At 67.1% G+C, this 15,958-nt stretch carries 22 protein-coding genes; 15 read left to right on the top strand and 7 right to left on the bottom strand.

What is annotated here, in order from left to right:
- The 3 genes from HUU99_RS14730 to HUU99_RS14720 all read left to right on the top strand — a co-directional run.
- On the top strand, positions 1–314 hold a 314-nt coding region (locus HUU99_RS14730; RefSeq protein ID WP_174287332.1), incomplete at its 5' end, for a hypothetical protein.
- 73 nt (positions 315–387) lie between these two features.
- On the top strand, positions 388–1,287 hold the full coding sequence (locus HUU99_RS14725) for an SDR family NAD(P)-dependent oxidoreductase (RefSeq protein WP_174287331.1): 900 nt from the start codon (positions 388–390) through the stop codon (positions 1,285–1,287).
- Between the two features lie 73 nt (positions 1,288–1,360).
- Positions 1,361–2,491, top strand: coding sequence for a hypothetical protein (locus tag HUU99_RS14720; protein ID WP_174287330.1), 1,131 nt, complete (start codon positions 1,361–1,363; stop codon positions 2,489–2,491).
- On the opposite strand, the gene HUU99_RS14715 is transcribed toward HUU99_RS14720, so the two are convergent.
- The 4 genes from HUU99_RS14715 to pspF form a co-directional block, all read right to left on the bottom strand.
- Positions 2,469–2,813, bottom strand: a complete 345-nt coding sequence (locus HUU99_RS14715) for a DUF2794 domain-containing protein (protein WP_174287329.1) — start codon at positions 2,811–2,813, stop codon at positions 2,469–2,471. The genes HUU99_RS14720 and HUU99_RS14715 overlap by 23 nt on opposite strands.
- Positions 2,813–3,499, bottom strand: coding sequence for a serine O-acetyltransferase EpsC (gene epsC, locus HUU99_RS14710; RefSeq protein WP_375380244.1), 687 nt, complete (start codon positions 3,497–3,499; stop codon positions 2,813–2,815). The genes HUU99_RS14715 and epsC overlap by 1 nt, the downstream gene beginning before the upstream one ends.
- Before the next feature lie 69 nt (positions 3,500–3,568).
- Positions 3,569–4,180 (bottom strand): superoxide dismutase, encoded by a 612-nt coding sequence (locus tag HUU99_RS14705; RefSeq protein WP_174287328.1) that lies wholly within the window; start codon positions 4,178–4,180, stop codon positions 3,569–3,571.
- 69 nt (positions 4,181–4,249) lie between these two features.
- On the bottom strand, positions 4,250–5,278 hold the full coding sequence (gene pspF / locus HUU99_RS14700) for a phage shock protein operon transcriptional activator (protein WP_174287327.1): 1,029 nt from the start codon (positions 5,276–5,278) through the stop codon (positions 4,250–4,252).
- A gap of 170 nt (positions 5,279–5,448) precedes the next feature.
- On the opposite strand from pspF, the gene HUU99_RS14695 reads away from it, so the two are divergent.
- The 9 genes from HUU99_RS14695 to HUU99_RS14655 are packed head-to-tail and all read left to right on the top strand — an operon-like array spanning position 5,449 to position 8,547.
- Positions 5,449–5,586 (top strand): hypothetical protein, encoded by a 138-nt coding sequence (locus HUU99_RS14695; protein ID WP_174287326.1) that lies wholly within the window; start codon positions 5,449–5,451, stop codon positions 5,584–5,586.
- Positions 5,587–5,644: 58 nt separating this feature from the next.
- Positions 5,645–6,310: a phage shock protein PspA gene (gene pspA / locus HUU99_RS14690; protein WP_174287325.1), complete on the top strand. Its 666-nt coding sequence runs from the start codon at positions 5,645–5,647 to the stop codon at positions 6,308–6,310.
- A gap of 3 nt (positions 6,311–6,313) precedes the next feature.
- A complete protein-coding gene (pspB, locus tag HUU99_RS14685) occupies positions 6,314–6,574 on the top strand; it encodes an envelope stress response membrane protein PspB (RefSeq protein WP_174287324.1) in 261 nt (86 codons plus the stop codon).
- Position 6,575: 1 nt separating this feature from the next.
- A complete protein-coding gene (locus HUU99_RS14680) occupies positions 6,576–6,962 on the top strand; it encodes a PspC domain-containing protein (RefSeq protein WP_174287323.1) in 387 nt (128 codons plus the stop codon).
- 30 nt (positions 6,963–6,992) lie between these two features.
- Positions 6,993–7,298, top strand: a complete 306-nt coding sequence (locus tag HUU99_RS14675) for a hypothetical protein (protein ID WP_174287322.1) — start codon at positions 6,993–6,995, stop codon at positions 7,296–7,298.
- 13 nt (positions 7,299–7,311) lie between these two features.
- The gene (locus HUU99_RS14670; protein ID WP_174287321.1) at positions 7,312–7,578 is read left to right on the top strand and encodes a hypothetical protein; all 267 of its coding nucleotides are present in this window, start codon (positions 7,312–7,314) and stop codon (positions 7,576–7,578) included.
- Between the two features lie 49 nt (positions 7,579–7,627).
- Positions 7,628–7,858, top strand: coding sequence for a hypothetical protein (locus HUU99_RS14665; protein ID WP_174287320.1), 231 nt, complete (start codon positions 7,628–7,630; stop codon positions 7,856–7,858).
- A gap of 13 nt (positions 7,859–7,871) precedes the next feature.
- On the top strand, positions 7,872–8,105 hold the full coding sequence (locus tag HUU99_RS14660) for a hypothetical protein (protein ID WP_174287319.1): 234 nt from the start codon (positions 7,872–7,874) through the stop codon (positions 8,103–8,105).
- Positions 8,106–8,145: 40 nt separating this feature from the next.
- Positions 8,146–8,547 carry a SufE family protein gene (locus tag HUU99_RS14655; protein ID WP_174287318.1) on the top strand — a complete coding sequence of 134 codons (402 nt, stop codon included), beginning with the start codon at positions 8,146–8,148 and terminating at the stop codon, positions 8,545–8,547.
- A 7-nt stretch (positions 8,548–8,554) separates the two neighbouring features.
- Here HUU99_RS14655 and HUU99_RS14650 read toward each other — a convergent pair whose 3' ends face one another.
- Positions 8,555–9,091, bottom strand: a complete 537-nt coding sequence (locus HUU99_RS14650) for a J domain-containing protein (RefSeq protein WP_174287317.1) — start codon at positions 9,089–9,091, stop codon at positions 8,555–8,557.
- Positions 9,092–9,169: 78 nt separating this feature from the next.
- Here HUU99_RS14650 and HUU99_RS14645 point away from each other — a divergent pair, with 78 nt between their 5' ends.
- Together HUU99_RS14645 and HUU99_RS14640 are read left to right on the top strand one after the other, a co-directional pair.
- Positions 9,170–10,564, top strand: coding sequence for a serine hydrolase domain-containing protein (locus tag HUU99_RS14645; RefSeq protein ID WP_174287316.1), 1,395 nt, complete (start codon positions 9,170–9,172; stop codon positions 10,562–10,564).
- A gap of 180 nt (positions 10,565–10,744) precedes the next feature.
- Positions 10,745–12,121 (top strand): leucyl aminopeptidase family protein, encoded by a 1,377-nt coding sequence (locus HUU99_RS14640; protein WP_174287315.1) that lies wholly within the window; start codon positions 10,745–10,747, stop codon positions 12,119–12,121.
- 9 nt (positions 12,122–12,130) lie between these two features.
- Here the strand turns inward: HUU99_RS14640 and HUU99_RS14635 are convergent, their stop codons facing one another.
- Together HUU99_RS14635 and tpiA are read right to left on the bottom strand one after the other, a co-directional pair.
- Positions 12,131–13,588, bottom strand: a complete 1,458-nt coding sequence (locus tag HUU99_RS14635) for a hypothetical protein (protein ID WP_174287314.1) — start codon at positions 13,586–13,588, stop codon at positions 12,131–12,133.
- Positions 13,585–14,325, bottom strand: coding sequence for a triose-phosphate isomerase (gene tpiA / locus HUU99_RS14630; RefSeq protein WP_174287313.1), 741 nt, complete (start codon positions 14,323–14,325; stop codon positions 13,585–13,587). The genes HUU99_RS14635 and tpiA overlap by 4 nt, the downstream gene beginning before the upstream one ends.
- A 105-nt stretch (positions 14,326–14,430) precedes the next feature.
- On the opposite strand from tpiA, the gene HUU99_RS14625 reads away from it, so the two are divergent.
- On the top strand, positions 14,431–15,958 hold a 1,528-nt coding region (locus HUU99_RS14625), incomplete at its 3' end, for a peptidylprolyl isomerase (protein ID WP_174287312.1).

Here is a 15,958-nt window from a genome sequence, read left to right as displayed (position 1 = left end):
CGGCCCCCGCCGATCCTGCCGCCGCGCCGCCGGCTGCGCCTGCTTCCGCCGATCCCGCGATGGCACCGGCCGCACCGGCCCCCGCCGGCCAGCCGATGGGCACGATGAGCCCCGGCGGCTACCAGCCCGCAGCACCGGCCCTTCAGGGTACGCCGACGCCGGGTGTGACGCCGACCTTCCAGGCTGCGCCGAGCCCTGCCCAGGCGTTTCCGGCCCCGGCGGCACAAGCGTCCTATCCGCCGTGCAAGCCCGGCCAGTTCGACGAGTGCAAGCAGGGCGCGGGTTCGACCCACGCGCGCAAGCACAAGAAGTAATCGCAATCGGTTGCGCCCCGCGCGGGACGGATTAGGGAAAGGCGCTCCAACGACAAGCAGGAGCGCCTTTTTCATGTCCATCCGTTTCGACGACAGGGTCGCGATCGTCACCGGGGCCGGCGGCGGCCTGGGTCGTGAATATGCGCTGGAACTGGCGCGTCGCGGTGCGAAAGTGGTGGTCAACGATCTGGGCGGCAGCCGCGACGGTACCGGCCATTCGGACGCCGCGCTGAAGGTCGTCGAGGAAATCGAGGCGGCGGGCGGCACCGCGATGTCGAACGGCGGCAACGTCGCCGAATATGATCAGATGGCCGAAATGGTCGCGAAGGCCAAGGAGGCCTGGGGCGGCGTCCACATCCTCATCAACAACGCGGGCGTGCTGCGCGACAAGAGCTTTGCCAAGATGACGCCCGACGATTTCAAGTTCGTCGTCGACGTCCATCTCATCGGGTCGGCCTTCGCGACCAAGGCGGTATGGGACATGATGCGCGACCAGAATTACGGTCGCATCCTGATGACGTCGTCCTCCACAGGGCTGTTCGGCAATTTCGGCCAGGCCAATTACGGCGCGGCGAAGCTCGGCCTCGCCGGCCTGGCGAAGACGCTTGCGATCGAGGGTGCGAAGAACAACATCAAGGTCAATACGATCGCTCCGACAGCGGGCACGCGCATGACCGAGGGGCTGTTTCCCGACGAGGCGTTCAAGGCGTTCTCCCCCGACAAGGTCGCTCCCGGCGCGGTGTTCCTGGTGTCGGAGGATGCACCCACCAACGTGATTCTCGGCGCAGGTGCCGGCGTTTTCCAGACCTCCTACGTCACGCTGACCCCGGGCAAGCTGCTGAAGGGCGATGATCTGTCCGCCGACGGCGTGGCGGCGAACTGGGCCGCGATCACCGATCGTACCGGCGAAATCGTCCCGCAAATGGGGGCCGAACAGTCGATGATGATCGGGCGGGCGCTGCAGGCGGGGTGACGCGCGCATCCGTTTCGTTCGTGTATTGCGCCGACAAGACACGCAAGCTAGCATCCGTCCGCAGGAGGCGCGGATGTATAGCGAAGCGGAGATCGAATCGGCCGTCGCGGCCGGGAATTTAACGCCGGAAGCAGCGGCGGCGCTCCGTGCTCACGTTTCGGGCATACGCAGCGCGCCGGGCGCGGATGAGGAACAGTTCCGGCTCGTCACCGGGTTCAACGACATCTTCGTGGCGATCGCCGGCATCCTGGTCCTCGTCGGCGCGGGCTGGCTGGGCGGGTCGGTCGCGCCTTGGCTGGCCGGGGTAGCGGTCGCCGCCGCGGCCTGGGGCATGGCCGAGTATTTCACGCTTCAGCGGCGCATGGCTCTACCGAGCATCATCTTCGTGCTGGCGTTCGTCGGCGGCCTCTATCTCGGCGGACTGGCGCTGTATCCCTATCTGGCCGGACCGTACGAGAGTGTGGGGATCCCGCAATATCCCGGCTTCTGGGGTGTCTTCGCCGGTGCGGGCGGGTCGCGTTCGTTCCTGCTCGTCCAGGCCGCGTCGGCGGCGATCGTGGTCGTCGCCTGCTGGGCGCATTGGCGGCGTTTCGCGGTGCCGATCACGATCGCACTCGGGGTCGGCGCGATCGCGCGGCTGGTCTTCACGCTGATCGCGGTCGCCGCCTACCCCAATCTCGGCCAGTGGTTGCTGGGCGTCGTGCTGATCGGCGGGCTCGCGATCTTCGCCTACGCGATGTGGTGGGACATGCAGGATCGCGCGCGGCTGACCCGCCGGTCCGACGTCGCCTTCTGGCTGCACCTCGCCGCGTCGCCGCTGATCGTCCATCCGATCTTCATGCTGATCGGCATCAATCTGGTCGCGATGCACGGCGCGGGGACCGATACGGGGCATGCGACGCTGGCCGCGGTGCTGGCGCTGATCGTCTATGCGGCGCTCGCGGTCGTGGCGCTGGCGGTCGATCGGCGCGCGATCCTGGTCTCGGCGCTGGCCTATGTGCTGGTCGCCGCGATCTACCTCATCTCGCGGATCGGCGCATCGGGTGCCGGGTTCGCCGTCGCGATCATCGTGATCGGGTCGAGCCTGCTGATGCTGTCCGCCTTCTGGCAATCGATGCGCCGCGCGCTGCTGCCGCTGCTGCCGGCGTCGATCAGCGCACGCGTCCCGCTGGCGGCGGAGGTCAGCCCTCGACGACCTTCATGAGCCGCCGCTCGACCGGCGCGAGGACGGGTCCCAGATCATGCCCGCGTTTCAGCACCACACCGTGCTCACCGACCAGCGCCCACATGCCTTGCTTGCCGCGCAGGCTTGGTCGCTTTTCGATCCTGAACTCCGGGCGTTCCGTGGTACGACGGAACGCGGCGAAGACAGCGACGTCGCGGCCGAGTTCGATCGCATAGTCGCGCCAATGCCCCGCGGCGACCATCCGTCCGTACAAATCGAGGATCCGCGTCAGCTCCAGCCGTTCGAAGCCGACCTGGCTCGGTTTGCCATGCGGCGAGGGAAAAGGCGTGACGATGCCCATCAGGCGCGGTCGCGTTCCTCCTCGGGCCTCTCGATCAACGCATCGAGCCGCCGCCGCATCGTCTCCAATTCGCAGCGCATGAGTTCCAGTTTCTGCGTCGCGGGATCGAACATGTCGCTGCAGGGCGTACCATAGGCAAGGAACGGCGCGGGTGCCGGCGCGGCACCGCCGGCCACCATCGTCGCTCGGGCCGGGATGCCGACCATCACCGCGCCTTCGGGCACATCCTTCGTCACGACCGCGTTCGCACCGATCCGCGCCCCGCGCCCGACCGTGATCGGACCGAGCACCTGCGCGCCGGAGCCGATGATCGACCCGTCCGCCAACGTCGGATGGCGCTTGCCGGCGATGCCGTTGGCGGGATTGGTACCGCCGAGCGTGACGCATTGATAGATCGTCACGTCGTCGCCGATCAGCGCGGTCTCGCCAATGACGACGAATCCATGGTCGATGAAGAAATTGCGTCCGATCGTCGCACCAGGGTGGATGTCGATCGCCGTCGTCGCGCGAGCGAAATGGTTCACCGCGCGGGCGAGAAAGAACAGCCGGCGTCCGAACAGCCAATGCGCGACGCGGTGCCACGCCACCGCCCAGACCCCCGGATACAACAGTATTTCCGCAAGCGACCGCGGCGCGGGGTCCCGCGCGCGTATGGACTCCAGATAGGTCTTCAGACCCATAGCCATGCCAAAACCCCTGCTTCCCGCCCCAGGTCTAGCGAATGGGGCACCCGATTGCCACCGGGTGCCTATTCGTCAACCCGCGGTCGCGTCCGCGTAACGCTCGCCGACGATGTCCCAGTCGACGATGTCCCACCATGCCTTCAAATAGCCGGGCCGATCGTTCATGTATGTCAGGTAATAGGCGTGTTCCCAGACGTCGTTGCCGAGCAGCGGCGTGCCCGGTTCCTTGGCGTCGTCCATCAGGGGATTATCCTGATTGGGCGTGCTCGTGACTTTCAGCGCGCCCGATCCATCGGTGACGACCCAGGCCCAGCCCGAACCGAACTGGCCGACGCCCTTGGCGTTGAAATCCTCTTTCAATTTGTCGAGCCCGCCATAGGTTTCGATCGCGTCGGCCAGCCGGCCCGACGGCGTGCCGCCACCCTTCTTCATCGTCTTCCAGAAGAAATCATGGTTCCAATAACCGCCACCATTGTTGCGGATCAGCGGCGGCTGCGACGATATCATGGCGAGGATGTCCTCGATCGTCTTGCCCTCGAGCGCGGGATCGTTCGCAACGCCCTCGTTCAGCTTGTCGGTATAGGCCTTGTGGTGCTTGTCGTGATGGAAATGCATGGTCTCTTGCGAGATGACGGGTTCCAGTGCGTCATAGTCGTAAGGCAGCGGGGGTAGCTCGAACGCCATTGGGCTCTCCTTGGATATCGCCGGCTCAACGCGGGGCGCGCCACATCGCTCCCTCGGCCATCGATATCGTTACGCCGACGTCCCGATCAATCCATGGCGGCGCAATGCGTGACGAAATTGATCGTAGCTGAGACCCAGCCCCTCCGCCGCCTGGCGCTGGTTGAAGCGGTGTTCGGCCAGCGTACGCGATAGCAGATCGCTCTCGAACCGTGCCACGCGCGACTTGAAATCGGAAGGACCTGCATCGCAGGCCGCGATCGGCTCGTCGTCGCGCGGCGTCGCGGGCGGCGGTGCGGCGGCCGCGGCGGAGGGCGTTTGGCCGGGGCGATAGGGGGACAGGAACGGATCGATCTCGATGGCATCGACGGGTCCGCCGCCCTCCCAGCGATACACCGCGCGCTCCACCACGTTGCGCAATTCGCGGACATTGCCCGGCCAGCTGTGATGCCGCAGCGCATCGACCGCGCCCGGGCCGAAGCCCGGCCATTTCGCCCAATCCAGCTCCGCCGCCATCCGCCGCGCGAAATGGTCCGCCAGCACCATCACGTCCCCGCCGCGCATCCGAAGCGGCGGCAGCGTCACCACTTCGAAGCACAGGCGGTCGAGCAGATCGGCGCGGAATTCGTGGCGCGCGACCTTGTCGGGCAGGTGCTCGTTGGTCGCGGCGACGATACGGACGTCCACACGTGTCGGGCGCGAGGACCCGATCCGGTTGATCTCGCCATATTCCACCGCGCGCAGCAGACGTTCCTGCGCGCCCATCGACAGCGTCCCAAGCTCGTCGAGAAACAACGTGCCGCCGTCCGCCTCCTCGAACCGTCCGGTCCGAGCCTTGGTCGCGCCGGTGAACGCCCCCGCCTCGTGCCCGAACAACTCCGCCTCGATCAGCGTTTCGGGCAATGCCGCGCAATTCATGATGACCAGCGGCTGATCCCATCGATGGCTCAGCCGGTGGAGGCGTTCCGCGACCAGTTCCTTGCCGGTCCCGCGCTCCCCGATCACGAGCACCGGACGATCGAGTGCGGCGGCGCGGCTGGCACGTTCCAGCGCGGCCATGAACGCGCCGGATTCTCCGATGACCTGGCTTGCGCGTTCCATGGCCAAGGTGTGGCGGAATTCGCCATCTATTTGCAAGCGCCGAACGATGCCGAACGCGCGAAAATCATGTAAGCCACTGTTATCGCACCACTATCGAAATTGGCACGGCGGATGCAAAGCACTGGGTAACCCGCCGCTTGGCGGTCCCGATCGCTCCAAAGGATATTCCCATGACCAAGTTCGACTTCGGCCGCACCATCGCCGCCATCGCCCTCACCATCGTCTGCAGCTCGGTCGCCGTGCTCGGTGCGGTCGGCCCGGCGAATGCGGTAGCTGCGACCCCTGCGGCGATCCACGCCACGGCGTGACCCTTTCGGCCGGAGCGTGTATTCTCCGGCCAAGCGCGTAACCCGACAGGAGCAATCTATGGGTATCTTTTCCCGCACCCGCGACATCGTCGCCGCCAATTTCGCCGATCTTCTGGAGAAGGCGGAAGATCCGGCGAAGATGATCCGCATGATCATCCTCGAGATGGAGGAAACGTTGGTCGAGGTCCGCGCCTCCGCCGCGCGCACCATCGCCGACCAGAAGGAGATGCGCCGCCATATCGGCAAGCTCGACGCGCTCCAGGCGAACTGGACCGAAAAGGCCGAACTGGCGCTGTCGAAGAACCGCGAGGATCTGGCCAAGGCCGCCCTCGCCGAGCGTCAGAAGGCGGCCGACATGGCCGACCAGTTGAAAGCGGAGGTCGGCGTTCTCGACGATGCGCTCCGCGCGTCCGAAGAGGACATCGCCAAGCTCCAGACCAAGCTGCGCGAGGCGCGTGCCAAGCAGACCAACGTCCAGACCCGGCTGGAAAGCGCGAACAACCGCGTCAAGCTGCGCGAAATGTATGCAGGCCCCAAGACGCAGGACGCGTTCAGCCGCTTCGACACCCTCGAACGCCGCGTCGACGATGCCGAGGGTCGCGCCGAGGCGATGGGCATTGGCAGCGTCAAGACGCTCGACGAGGAAATCGCCGAACTGCGCCAAAGCGACCGTGTCGACGCCGAACTTGCTGCGCTTAAGGCGCGCTTGAACAAGGAGGGGTGAGTTATGGGATCGGAAATCATCGTCATTCCCGCAATCTTCTTGGGATTGCCTTGGATCATCTTCCACTACGTCACCAAGTGGAAGACTGCTTCCAAGATCACGCCGGAGGACGAGAACCTGCTCGACGAGATGTTCAACCTCGCGCGCCGCCTCGAGGACCGGGTGAACACCGTCGAGCGCATCGTCGCGGCGGACAATCCCGACTGGAAGCCGGGCCTCAACGCCCCGCAGTCGACCAACTATCATATCGATCGGAGGAACTGAGATGTCCGACAGCCGCACCCAATTCTACCTCGACAAGCAGAATGCCAAATGGAAGGGCGTCTGCGCCGGGATCGCCGATTATGTGGGCGTCGACACGCTTTGGATCCGCCTGGCCTTCGTCATGCTGACGGTGACGGGCGTGGGCTTCCCCTGGACCTTTATCGCCTATTGGCTGATCGCCTGGATGGGCACGCCGAAGCCGATTGGGCTGTACCAGAACGCCGCGGACGAGAAGTTCTGGCAGGGTGTGCGCACTAACCCCAAGCGGTCGACTGCCGAGGTCCGGTCGAAGCTGCGCGACGTCGATCGCCGGCTGGCGGATATCGAAACGCATTACACCACCCGCCACAGCAGCACCCTGGCCGCCGAGATCGACAGCCTGCGCTGACCCCAACCTTATCCAACGGGAACCACTGCCATGCATGACGGACAACTCTTCGTCCTCGCCATCATCGCGCTCTCGATCTTCGGCGGCACCGCGAAAATGTGGGTGCGCGCCAAAGCCGGCCTGCCGCCTGAGGAGCGCAGCGACCGCCGCAGCCGCCGCTCCATCGGGGCCACCGACCTTGCCGCCGAACGCCAGGTGCATCTCCTCTCGACCGAGAACGAGAAGCTGACCAGCAAGATCGGTCGCCTGGAGGGACGCCTCGCCGTCCTCGAACGCATCGCCACCGATCCCGCCGAGCGCACCGCTCGCGAGATCGAGGCGCTGCGCGACCGCTAGGGAGTATTACCGAATGAGCCCGTTCCTGATCCCGATCATCGCATTGATGATCCCCATCGTCGCCATCCTGTCGTCGATGGTGTTCCGCCCCTGGATGCAGTTGCAGCACCGCAAGATGGAGCTGGAGGCCGACCGGGTGGCTGAGAAGGCCGCGCAATATGCCGCGCAGACCGAACGGCTCGAACAGCGCGTCCGGGTGCTGGAACGGATCGCGACCGATCGCGGCGCGGACCTGGCGCTTGAGATCGATCAGCTGCGCGACGAGCGGTTGACCAACTAAACCAACATTCTTTCAGGGAAAGACTGGCTCGATGATAAACGGCGAAACAATGACCGTGCTGATCGTGCTGATCGTGATCGTCGGCCGCGTGCTGCAAAGCCGCTACCGGGCGCACGGTCGGATCGCGGAGACCCAGCCGGTCGAAAGCGCGGACACGATGCGGATGCGCGAGGAGATGCGGGCGATGAAGGACCGCATCCAGGTGCTGGAACGCGTCATCACCGACAATCACGGCAGCCTCGACCTCGATCGCCAGATCGAGCGGCTGCGCGACCAATAGGGAGCAGGCGACCATGCACGATCCCAATACGACATTGCTGCTGGCCGCGGCCGGTCTGGCCGGCTTGGCGATGCTGATCGCAGGCACGCTGGCCGGATGGCGCGGCTGGCTGGCGCTGAAGGCGCAGGAATTCGCCCGCCGCGACGGCCCGGTGCCGTCACCGCAGGCCGGCGCGCGGATCGAGATCGCGGATTTGAAGGAACGTATCCGCAAGCTGGAGGCGATCGCGGCGGGGGTGGAACTTTAACGACATTGCCCCGCCCTGCCCCCGCCTGTACCGGGCACGCATGGCCAGCCTGACCGATATCCACGACGAATACGACTTTCTCGAACCCGACGATCGCTACCGTATGCTGATCGATCTGGGCCGCACGCTGGAACCGATGCCGGATGCGCTGAAGACCGATGCCACGCTGGTTCGCGGCTGCTCCGCGTCGGTCTGGGTCTATCCGCAGCGGCGCGACAGCACGTTGCATTTCCTGGCCGACTCCAATGCCGCGATCACCAAGGGGATCATCGCGCTGGTATTGCTGGCCGTGCAGGACCAGGCACCGGCCGCAATCCTGGCGACCGACATTCCAACCGCCCTCGCCCCGTTCGATCTCGGCAACCAGCTCAGTTCGAACCGTACGCAGGGTATCCCCAACATGATCGCGCTGATCCGGGAAACCGCGGCACGCTACGCATAGCGTAGCCTCAGGGCTTCCAGGTCCGCGCTTCCTCCCCGGCGCGCAGCACCTCATAGGCTGCCTGCACCGCCTGAAACCGCACCGCCGCATCGGGATCGCCGGGACGGACATCCGGATGGTTCGCCTTGGCCAGCCGCCGCCACGCCGCGCGGATCGCCTCGAAATCGGCGTCGGGTTCGAGGTCCAGCATCTCCAGCGCGCGCATCTCGTCGCGCGAACGGCTGCCGTCCCCCGGGCCGGCCCAGCTATTGTGCCGTGACTGGGTATAGCCCTCCGCCGTACGCGTCTCGTCCGCCTCGCGCTCGGCGGCTTCCTCGGCGCTGAGGCCTTCGAAATAATTATAGCCGCGATTATACTCGCCGGCGTGCGTGACGCAGAAATACCAGCGGTCGGGGCTGTTGGGGGATTTGGGCGCGGGGCAATCGCCGCGTTCCGTGCACCCGTGTCGATCGCAGAGCCGCACGGTCGTCGCCTCGCTCGACGCGCCATAGCCACGCCAGCGGGGAAAGCCCCAGTCGCTCGATCGTGTCGGTCGGTACGCCATCGCAAGGCGACATAAGGTTCCGTGCGCCGCGCGCAACAGGCTTGCGTGCAAGGGCCTGCGATGCTTGTTAACCGCCATATGATCCGTTCCTTCATCGCACTCCTGTGCACCCTCGCCCCGCTCCCCCTCGCCGCGCAGGCGCTGTCTCCCGCGGAGATCGCGCAGGTCGACCCCGTCGTCGCCGACGCATTGAAGGACACCGGCGTCCCTTCCGCCTCGATCGCGATCGTCCGCGGAGACCGGATCATATTCGCGCACGCCTATGGCAAACAGTCCGAGACGATCGCAAAGGCCGACCCGGCCGCGCTCTATCAGATCGCGTCGATCTCCAAGCAGTTCACCGCCGCCGCGATCCTGCTGTTGCAGGATCAGGGCAAGCTGACGCTCGACGATCACGTTTCCGGGTACGTGCCCGGCATCACCGGCGGCGACACGATCACGATCCGACAGTTGCTGAGCCATACCGCCGGGCTGCAGGATTACTGGCCGCAGGATTACAGCTTCGCCGCGATGGCGATCCCGGTGACACCGCGACAGATCGTCGATCGCTGGGCGAGGAAACCGCTCGATTTCGCGCCGGGGACGCAGTGGCAATATTCGAACACCGGCTATGTCGTCGCGGGGATGATCGTCGAGAAGGTGTCCGGCCAACCGCTGCTCGCCTTCCTCCAGTCGCATATCCTGCATCCGCTCGGCATCCGTGCGATCGACCAGGATCTGGCGATCGGTGCGGGGTTTCCGCAAGGCTACAAGCGCTACGGCCTCGGTCCGGTTCGGGTCGAGACCCCGGCGGCGCATGGCTGGCTGTATGCCGCGGGCGAACTGGCGATGAGCGCCGGCGACCTCGCCAAATGGGACATCGCCCGGCTCACCCGAAGCATATTGCCCGCCGCGGATTGGGCGCTTCAGGAAACGCCGGTGAAACTGGCGGACGGCAGCGCGACCGGATACGGCCTCGGTGTCGATATCGGCATATCGGGCGGCCGGCGGTTCGTCGAACATAGCGGCGAGGCGGTAGGGTTCCTGTCCGAGAATATCGTCTATCCCGACGACCATGCCGCGATCGTCGTCCTGGTCAACGCCTGGTTCGGCAATGCCCAGAGCCGGATCGCCGCCGGTTTATCGAAGATCGTGCTGCCCGCCGCCGCCGCCGATGCGGACGACACCGCGGCGCTCGCCCAGGCCAGTTCGGCCTATGCGCAATTGCAGGCTGGCACGCTGGACCGGGCGATCCTCACCGACGATGCCGGCTTCTACTTCACGTCCGCCGCGCGGACCGACTATGCCGCGAGCCTTGCCCCGCTCGGCACGCCCGCCGCGTTCCTGCAGATCGGCAAGACGCGGCTGCGGGGCGGGTTCGTCAACCGCAATTACCGGCTGACCTATCCCGGTCGGACGCTGACGATCACCACCTATGCCGAAGAGCGGGCGGGCGGGCGGTACGAGCAGTTTCTGGTGACGCCGGCGGAGTGAGCGATCGGGCGCGCCATAGGATATAGCCCCACCCCGGCGCAGGCCGGGGCCCAGTTGCGATGGTCCAGCAGGCGAGGTTAGTCGCGTCGTTACCATTGTTTCGCAACTGGGCCCCAGCCTTCGCCGGGGCGGGGTTGATTCACGTTCCGTTGCAGGACGATCCTGAGTAACACCCCGAAAATGACCGACTTCACCTCACTGCTCCAGCCCGATCGCGGCCAGCCGGCGCGTGCGATCCATCTCCTCGCCCCCGATGCGTTCGACGCCTGGCGTCTGACTCAGTCTGCCCCCACCCGCGCGCTGCTCGCCGCACAACGCTTTGCCGGCAAGCCCGGGACGCACGCCGTCGTCCCCGCCGACCGCGACGAGACGCGTGTCGTCGCGACGATCGCGGACATCGCCTCTCCCTGGGCATTGGCCAGACTCGCCGAGACGCTGCCCGAAGGCACCTACCGGATCGCCGACAGCGATCGGGGCGTCGGCCTGCTCGGCTGGCTGCTGGGCCAGTACCGCTTCGACCGCTACCGCAAGCCCGATGGCGAAGGCCCGCGCATCCTGCTGACCGCCGAACCGGCGCGAATCGCGGAGGCGGTAGGTTTGGCCGAGGCCACCGGTCACGTCCGCGATCTCGTCAACACCGGTGCCGGCGACCTCGGCCCGCAGCAGCTGGAAGATGCCGCCGCCGCGCTGGCGAAGGCGACAGGCGCGATGCTGACGGTCACGCGCGGCGATGCGCTCGCCACCGGCTATCCGATGATCCACGCGGTTGGTCAGGCGGCGGCCAGGGATCGCGCACCGCGGCTGATCGAGCTGGAATGGGGCGACCCCCAGCATCCCCGGATCGCGATCGTCGGCAAGGGCGTGACGTTCGACACCGGCGGCCTCGACATCAAGCCCTCCGCCGGCATGCGGCTGATGAAGAAGGACATGGGCGGCGCGGCGCATGCGTTGGCGCTGGCGCGACTGGTGATCGAGGCGAAGCTGAAGGTCCGGCTGCACCTGCTGATCCCAGCGGTCGAGAATGCCATCGCCGGCGATGCCTTCCGCCCCGGCGACGTGCTGATGTCTCGCAGGGGCCTGAGTGTGGAGAACACCAACACGGATGCGGAGGGTCGCCTGATTTTGGGCGACGCGCTGACCCGCGCGGGCGAGGCGGCACCCGAGCTGATCCTCGACTTCGCGACGCTGACCGGCGCGGCGCGCGTGGCGCTCGGCCCCGACCTGCCGCCGCTGTTCACCGATGACGAGGCGCTCGCGGCGGATCTGCTCGCCGCGGGCGTCGCGGCGGCGGACCCGGTCTGGCGATTGCCGCTGTGGGACGGTTACGACGACCTGCTGAAGTCGGACGTGGCAGACATGGTCAACGCGCCCGAGGGCGGGTTCGCCGGCGCGATCACCGCCGCGCTGTTCCTGCGCCGGTTCGTACCGGCTGGAATCGCTTGGGCGCATCTCGATGTCTTCGCCTGGCGTCCGACCGCCCGGCCCGGGCGTCCCAAGGGCGGCGACGCCTATGCGTTGCGGGCGACCTATGCGGTGCTGAAGGCGCGGTACGGGTAGCGCGCCGGATCAGGGCAGCCCGAAGGTGATCCGCTGTCCGTAGCGAGCATAGGGACGCTGTCCCCGGACGCCGCCGCCGGGTTCGCTCGGGTCGCTGCGCCGCGGATCGGCACCGAACAGGCGGCGGACGGCGACCGCGCGTTCGCCGTCCGCGTCGGGCACCTGGTGGAAATCGCGGACGTTCGCCTGAACGCCCGATCCGTCGGATACCGTCGCCTGCGCGAAATAGGCGTCCTGCCAGTCGCGCTGCCGGTCGCCGCGGAAGAACAGCATCCGCGCGGGCACGTCGGCGGCCACCGCGACGGGATCGATCCGGATGCCGAGCGGGAGGAGCAACGCCAGCATCGCGCCTGCCAGCGCGCCCTGCCCGCGCGTCGTCTCCAGCAGCCGCCACCATAGCAGGATCCCGACACCGAACAGCGGGAACAGCCATTTGAAATAGTGGATATTGCAAAACCGCCAAAGTCCGGGCGGCTGAAGATCGACATAGCTCAGCACCAACGCGCTGACCGGCACGGCGACGATGGCGAGCAACGCCAGGATCGCGCGCGCACGACCGGGTTCCACGATCCCAAACGCGATCAGCCCCGCGGCACCGGGGACGATCCAGGGCAGCGTCTCGAGGATCGACGCGGTACCCGGAAACCATGGCCGTGGATCGACGAGTAGGACATGCGCCTTCCAGCCGAGGTCGCCGGGCACGAACCCCGTCTGCGCCGCCGCGATCATATAAGCGCTTGGGTGCGGACCGTAGATGGCGAGATGGAGCAACCCGTAGGGCACGCACACCGCCAGACCACCGACGAGCGTGGCCAGCATGGCGGCAGGGGTCAGCCGTCGATGAAGCACCACCGCACCGCCGGCGGCGGCGAGGCAGGTTAAACTCACCAGCGCGTCGACCGGACGGACGAGCGGCAACGCACCCGCCAGTGCGCCCAGTACAAAGGCACGCGAACGGGCAAGCGGCGGCGCTGTCCCGTCGAACGATGCGATGGTGCCGGCAAGAAGCCACCAGATGAGTGCAGCGGACAACGTGCTGGTCCAGGGATTGACCCATGCCGCGGCAACGTCCTGCTGCACGAACGCAGCGGCGGAAAAGATCAGCGTCGCCGCGCCTCGTTCGACCCCGAGCGTGCCGACCGCACGCTGGAACCCTGCGCAGGCGATGAGAAACAGCAGCAGATCGGGCAGGACGAACGGATCGCCCGGCATCACCCACACGAACGGTGCGGCGATCAGCGGATAGGCCAGCGGATACCAATGTGCACCGGCCGACAGATCGCCGCCCGCCAGCGCGATCGCAGAGGTCAGGTAGCGGCTTTGGTCGAACCAGTCGGCCCATATCGGGCGTTGCACGATCGGAATATGACCGAGCGTCAGGTAGCGCACGATCCAGACAAATGTTGCGGCACCATAACAATGCTGAACGATCCATCGTGCGACCCGGTGCTGGGCCACTTTCGTCACCTTTGCGCGGCTTCCACGATCGGCACGAACTTTGCGGCTGTGAGACTCGCCCCGCCTACCAGCGCGCCGTCGACATCCTCGATATGGAGCAGCAGGCCCGCATTCTCCCCCGTCACCGATCCGCCATACAGAATGCGGACGGCCGCCCCCGCCTCGCCCAGCAACCCGCACAACGCCGCCCGGATCGCACCATGCATCGCGGCGGCATCCGCCTCGCCCGGCACGCGGCCGGTACCGATCGCCCAGATCGGCTCGTAGGCGATGGCCAGCCAGTCCGCCGCGGCACCAGCGGGCAGCGACGCGGCGAGTTGATCGGTCACCACGCGTTCGGCCTCGCCGGCATCGCGCTGCGTCAGCGTCTCCCCGACGCACAGGATGACCGACAGTCCTGCGCCGCGTGCGGTCTCCGCCTTGGCCTTCACGTCCGCGTCGGTTTCGTGCTGGTCGGTGCGCCGCTCGCTATGGCCGACGATCGTGAAGGCAGCGCCCGCCTCGCGCACCATGTCCGCGGAGACGCAGCCGGTATGCGCGCCGCTCTTGTCCTGGTGCACATCCTGCGCGCCGATCGCGAAGCCCGGCATCCGCGCGACGGCGGGCGCGATCAGCGTCGCCGGCATCGCCACCGCGACATCGATGCCGGGCGCGCGACCTGCCGCTGCCGCGATCGCGTCCAGTTCGGCGATCGTCGCCAGCGAACCGTTCATCTTCCAATTGCCGACCACCAGCTTGCGCCGCATCTCGTTCTCCCTTGCCGGACCCGGTAGCGCAGCATCGCCGCGGGTTGAAGCCCGAACGCCCCGCCCCTAAAGCGATCGACGTACGAGAACCACGAACGGACCTTCATGCTCGGTTTCTTCCGCCGCATCATCAAATCGAGACTGGGCCTGGTGGTGACCTTCGTGCTGCTGGGGGCCGCCGCGCTGGCGTTCGCGGCCAGCGACGTGACGGGCTTGCGCACCACCGGCATGGGCGGCCTGACGGGCAACGATGCGGCCAAGGTCGGCAAGGGCGAGGTGACCATCGCCCAGCTGCGCAGCCGCGCGCAGAGCGACATGGAGGGCTTCCGCCAGCAACAGCCGACGCTCGACATGGCGACGTACATCAACGGCGGCGGGCTCGACGGGTCGCTCGCGCGGCTCATCACCAGCTTGGCGTTCACCGAATTCGGGACCGGCCAGGGCATGGCGGTCAGCAAGCGCACGGTCGACGGCCAGATCGCGAGCATCCCCGGGCTGCAAAGCGCGACCGGACAATTCTCGCCGCAAATCTATCAACAGTTGCTGGCGCAGCGTCACTTGACCGATCAGGGTATCCGTGAGGACATCGCGCGCGACACGATGGCGCAGCAGCTCGTCCTGCCGACCTCGGGCGCGACGCAGACGCCGATGCAGCTCGCGCTTCCCTATGCCTCGCTGCTCTTGGAGCAGCGCAGCGGGTCGATCGGCTTCGTTCCTGCCAAGGCGATGGCCGCCGGTCCCGCACCGACCGACGCGGAGGTCGCGACTTTCTATAGGCGTAACGTCGGCCGCTACGGCCTGCCCCAGCGCCGCGTGATCCGCTATGCGATCGTCACGCCCGACCAGGTGCGAGCGGAGTCGACGCCGACCGATGCCGACGTCGCCGCGGCGTACAAGGCGCAGGCGGCGCGCTTCGCCGCGACCGAGCGCCGGACGATCCAGCAGGTCGTCGTGCTCGATCAGGCCGGTGCCGCCGCGATCGCCGCGAAGGTCAAGGGCGGGCAGTCGATCGCCGATGCCGCGAAAGCTGCCGGGCTCGAAGCCTCGACGCGGTCCGAAGTCGACAAGGCGGCCTATGCGGCCACCAGTTCGCCTGCGGTCGCCGATGCGGTGTTCGCCGCGGCGAAAGGCGCGGTCGTCGGGCCGGTCCGGGGACCGCTCGGCTTCACCGTCGCTGCGGTGCAGTCGATCGATCAGGTCGCGGCCAAATCGCTCGAGCAGGCGAAGCCATTGCTGCTGCCCGAACTGACGAAACAGAAGACGCAGGTCGCGCTCGCGGCGATCCACGATGCGATCGACGATGCGCTGGCGAAGAACGCGACGTTCGACGAAGTGGTCGCGGACCGCAAGCTGACCCCGGTCACCACCCCCGCGCTCGCCGCGAACGGCGTCGATCCGACGATACCCGGCGCTAAACCCGATCCCATGCTCGCGCAGGTCGTGGCCGCAGGTTATGCCGCACAGGACGGCGATTCGCCGCAGATGGTGCCGATGGGGACCGATGGCGGCTTCGCGGTCGTCGCGCTCGGCAAGCGTGTCCCCGCCGCGCCGCGCCCGCTCGGCGACGTGCGCGCGGCGGTGGTCGCCGATCTGCTCGCCGATCGTGCGCGCCAGGCGGCGCGGGTCATGGCGA

Source organism: Sphingomonas bacterium, assembly GCF_903642285.1.
Taxonomy (GTDB): Bacteria; Pseudomonadota; Alphaproteobacteria; order Sphingomonadales; family Sphingomonadaceae; genus Sphingomonas.
The sequence above is the reverse complement of the archived record's forward strand: the minus strand, read 5'-3'. Positions and strand labels throughout refer to the sequence as shown.